The organism is Streptomyces sp. SID14478, from assembly GCF_010548525.1.
Classification (GTDB): Bacteria; Actinomycetota; Actinomycetes; order Streptomycetales; family Streptomycetaceae; genus Streptomyces.
In genome coordinates this window covers 1-3,842 of record NZ_JAAGMG010001149.1, presented here as the reverse complement: position 1 = coordinate 3,842, position 3,842 = coordinate 1, and the positions used below count along the sequence as shown (strand labels likewise).

At 72.9% G+C, this 3,842-nt stretch carries 5 protein-coding genes and 1 pseudogene; all 6 read right to left on the bottom strand.

The annotated features are described in order from the left end of the window. Window positions 1-97: 97 nt before the first annotated feature. A complete protein-coding gene (locus G3I40_RS36930) occupies window positions 98-841 on the bottom strand; it encodes a hypothetical protein (RefSeq protein WP_164559196.1) in 744 nt (247 codons plus the stop codon). A gap of 51 nt (window positions 842-892) precedes the next feature. After that, window positions 893-1,798, bottom strand: a complete 906-nt coding sequence (locus G3I40_RS36925; protein WP_164559195.1) for a glycosyltransferase — start codon at window positions 1,796-1,798, stop codon at window positions 893-895. A 43-nt stretch (window positions 1,799-1,841) separates the two neighbouring features. Then, a complete protein-coding gene (locus tag G3I40_RS36920; RefSeq protein WP_164559194.1) occupies window positions 1,842-2,483 on the bottom strand; it encodes a GrpB family protein in 642 nt (213 codons plus the stop codon). Then, window positions 2,483-3,049, bottom strand: a complete 567-nt coding sequence (locus G3I40_RS36915) for an MOSC domain-containing protein (RefSeq protein ID WP_239092161.1) — start codon at window positions 3,047-3,049, stop codon at window positions 2,483-2,485. The genes G3I40_RS36920 and G3I40_RS36915 overlap by 1 nt, the downstream gene beginning before the upstream one ends. 102 nt (window positions 3,050-3,151) lie before the next feature. After that, window positions 3,152-3,460, bottom strand: a complete 309-nt coding sequence (locus G3I40_RS36910; protein ID WP_203645442.1) for a MazG-like family protein — start codon at window positions 3,458-3,460, stop codon at window positions 3,152-3,154. A 159-nt stretch (window positions 3,461-3,619) separates the two neighbouring features. Next, a pseudogene (locus G3I40_RS36905) lies at window positions 3,620-3,842 on the bottom strand (RpiR family transcriptional regulator); the annotation flags it as partial.

Genomic DNA, 3,842 nt, shown 5'->3' with positions numbered 1-3,842 from the left:
GCGGCCGCACTGGTCGTCGTCGCGGGCGCGGGCACGGTGTTCGCCGCACGCAGGCGGCGCCCGCAGCAGGGCTGAGCCCCGCCGCTCCGGCCGCCCGTCACTGCTGTGGCGGGCGGCCGAGCCGTACACGGCGGTGGTCGGGAAAGCGTTCCGCGCGCGGGTCGAGCAGATCGATCAGGTCCATGAGGGCGTGCTGCAACGCGACCATCCGGTACGGCAGTTGGTCCGCGCGCGCCAGTTCCTCGACGTCGAGGGCCAGCGGCCCGAACCACTCGGCGAACTCCGGATCCCCCTCCAGCCGACGGCAGAACTCCACGTACCCCAGACAGGACGTGCCGTCGGCGGTCAGCATCAGCTCGCCGATGGCCCGCTGATCGCTGCGGAAGATCACGAAGTACCTGTCTCCGAAGCCCGGATCGGCGGCGCCGTCGTTGTTGAGCACGTTGCTGATGGTCGTGAAGTGCCCCACGATCCGCTGGTTGAGCGTGCTGTCGCCGAGATCGAGGAACTGGACGCCGCGGCGCAGGATCTCCACCCGGCCCAGATACTCGCCCAGCACGTGGAGCGTGCTGCGCCGGGCGTACGCACGCTCGCGGTCCGTGCCGTCGCGCAGGTACACGCGCAGGAACGCGCGGTCGACGATGTTGTGGAGCCGGGACTGCAGGTCGTAGGCGGCCCACAGGAGGGGATCGCGGTGCCGGCCCATCAGGTCCTGCTGCGCGGTACGACTCTCCAACTCGTGGGCGAGCACCGCCTGTCGGCGCCCGGAGCGGGCCGTGAACCAGGCGCTGCCGAGTGCCACGGCGCCCGACAGGGACGCGACGATCAGTTCGGTGCTCACAGGCCCGGGAGCGTAGCGGGCGCGCCGCACCCCGGACCAGAGCGGGCGGGCTCAGATCAGCGGCGGGCGCCCCAGCCGCGTCATTCGCCACACGGTGCGCCAGCGCATCGGGCGCCGCTCACCGGCCGGCGCGCGCAGACCCTCCACGAAGCCGCCCGCCCATGCGCGCAGCCCCCCGACGGACCGCGTGCGCAGCAGGGTCAGCAGCGTCCACGTCAACAGGTACAGGGGAACCAACGGGGCCGGCAGGCGACGGCGGGCCAGCCACACGCGGTTGCGGGCGGTCATCCGGTAGTAGACCGCGTGCCGTGCCGGAGAGGTCTTGGGGTGCTGCAGCAGGAGGGAGGGCTCGTAGAGGACCTTCCAGCCGGCGTCCAGCGCCCGCCACGCCAGGTCCGTCTCCTCGTGCGTGAAGAAGAAGTCGGCCGGCCAGTCGCCGGTCTCGGCGAGCATGTCCATCGAGAAGGCGTGCGCGCCGCCGAGGAACGCCGTCACGAGCCCGCGCCGCATCGGGTCCTTCGCGCGCAGCCGCGGCACGTGCCGGCGCTGTGTCTCGCCGTGCTCGTCGGCGATGCGGAAACCGACGACGCCCAGGTGCGGATCGGCCGCGTACAGACGCTGGATGGTCGCGAAGACGTCGGCGTCGACGAGCAGCCCGTCGTCGTCCAGCTCGACCGCCACGTCCACGTCGCCGAACGCGCGCAGCCGGGCCAGCGCCACGTTCCGGCCGCCGGGGCAGCCGAGGTTCTCGTCCAGCTCGACGTTCGTGACCTCGAAGGGCAGACCGGTGAACTCGGGCAGCGCGGTGCCGTTGCCGATCATGACGACGCGGGTCGGCCGCACGCCCTGCTTGGCCACCGACTCCAGCAGCGCGTCCACGTCCTTGGGGCGGTTGCCCATGGTGACGATGGCCACGCCCAAGCGGGGGAGTTCGGTGGTTCGGCGCCTGTCTGTCATGGCGGCGATGGTAGCCGTTCACCTGGGACCGGCTCGAAGGGCGTCACCTGTGCGGGCTCCAGCCCGTCCGCGCGGCCCACTGTTCGGCGACCACGCCGATGAGATCGACGACGGGATCCTTCACGTCGGCGTACGTCCCGGTATCGGGGACGGCCCCGGCGAGGACGTACTTGAAGCGGGCGTACGCGGGCACCGCCTGCGGCGTCGCGCGCAGCCAGTCGCGGAACAGCAGCGCGAGCCGCTCGTTCGGCGAACCGGCCCTGCGCACATGGAGGTTGACGGGCACGTCGTGCGCGGCCCGCCGCGACCAGTAGCGCTTCGCCCAGTCGGCGGGGTCCTCGTCGTCCTCGCGCCCGGCCGGTACGTGGTCGCGCAGGAACGGCCTGCGGACGAAGCCCAACGTGGCCAGCGGCGCCTCGAACGCGGCCGTCGCGGCGTCCAGGTCCGCGACGCTGACCTGTACGTCGTAGATGTCCTTGGCGGCCATGCCCGGTACCGACGTCGAGCCGATGTGGTCCACGTGCAGAGCCGCCGGGCCCAGTGCGGCGTGCAGTCGGGCGCAGAGCGCGGCGCCCCCGGCGGCCCACGCGGCGTCGTGCGGGACGACTACGGGCTTCTCCTGCTCGGGCTGTCCGGGAGCCTGGGGCTCTTCGGGCACCCGGGGCTGCGGGTGTTGCTGGGGCATCAGACCTTCTTCAGCGGTCGGTGCGGCTGCGCGGGCAGCTCCACGTGCAGGACGTCGCCGGGGCGCACGACCCCGCCCGTCAGGACGACGCCCATGATCCCGGCCTTGCGGACGACCGCGCCGGTGCCCGGGTCGCGGCTCACGACGCGCTTGAGGAGACCGTCCTGGAAGTGGTCGATCTGCAGGCACGGATTGCGCAGGCCCGTGATCTCGACGACCGCGCCGCCGTCGCCGAGGTGCAGCCGTGCGCCGGTGGGCAGGGCCAGCAGGTCGATGCCGCGGGTCGTCACGTTCTCCCCGAGCTGCCCGGGGCGCACCCGGTGGCCGGCCGCGGCGACCTCGGCGAACAACTCCTCCTGGATCAGGTGGACTTGGCGCAGGTTGGGCTGTGTCGGGTCCTTCGCGACGCGGGAGCGGTGCTTGACCGTGACCCCGGCGTGCACGTCGCCCTCGACGCCGAGGCCCGCGAGCAGGGTGATGCTGTCGCGGTTCGGCTTGGTGAAGGAGTACGTGCCGTTGCTGCTGACCGCTGTGACGGTGCCCCCGTCGAACGCGTTCATCTCCATGACCCCCTTGACCCTCTGATCCCCGGCCGTGCGCCACCACTCTAAGGATCGCTGCGCGGACCGCTGCGACGGGCCGCTCCGCCGGCCGTCCGGCGCATCCGGTCAAGCGGGTCCGAGCGAGCGCTCCGCGACCTTCGCCACGTGTGCGGACAGTGTGGCGTGCGCGTCCGGCGTGAGCGTGCCGAGGGCGACCAGGGCCGTGACGATCACGTCGCACAGCTCCGACTCGACGTCCTGCCAGGTGTGGCTGACGCCCTTGCGCGGGTTCTGGCCGACCGCCCCGATCACCGCCTCGGCGACCTCGCCGACCTCCTCCGAGAGCTTCAGCACCCGCAGCAGCAGGGCCTCCTGGGACGGGCGCTCGTTGTGTGCGTCCAGCCAGGCGCGGAGCCGGTCGACGGTGGCCCACAGGTCGCCGTCGCGTCCATCGCGCTCGTCGCCCTCGCCGGGGCCGTTGCGCTCGTCGCCGTCGTTGTACGTCGTCACGGCGGCGAGCTTAGGACCCCGGGACCGGGGGCCGTGCCGCGGCGTCCGGCTCCGGCGTCCCTGCCTCGGCGCCGGCTCCCGCGTCTATGCCTCGGTGTCCGGCTCCTGCGTCTGCTTGTTCCGCGAGGCGACCACCGCGAGCGCCGCCGCCCCGGCGCCCACCAGCGCCGCCGGCACCATCCAGTGCCGGTCGAGGGCGTGGCCCAGCGCGTGGTCGAGGGAGTAGCGGCCCGCGCCCGTCACCGCGAGGGCCGCCGCGACGAAGCCGAGGAACGCGGGGTACTCGTAGCCGCCGTTCATCGCGAAG

Coding starts and splice junctions, on each gene's coding strand:
- G3I40_RS36925 (WP_164559195.1), bottom strand. CDS start 1,798: ATGACAGACAGGCGCCGAACCACCGAACTCCCCCGCTTGGGCGTGGCC.
- G3I40_RS36920 (WP_164559194.1), bottom strand. CDS start 2,483: ATGCCCCAGCAACACCCGCAGCCCCGGGTGCCCGAAGAGCCCCAGGCT.
- G3I40_RS36915 (WP_239092161.1), bottom strand. CDS start 3,049: ATGGAGATGAACGCGTTCGACGGGGGCACCGTCACAGCGGTCAGCAGC.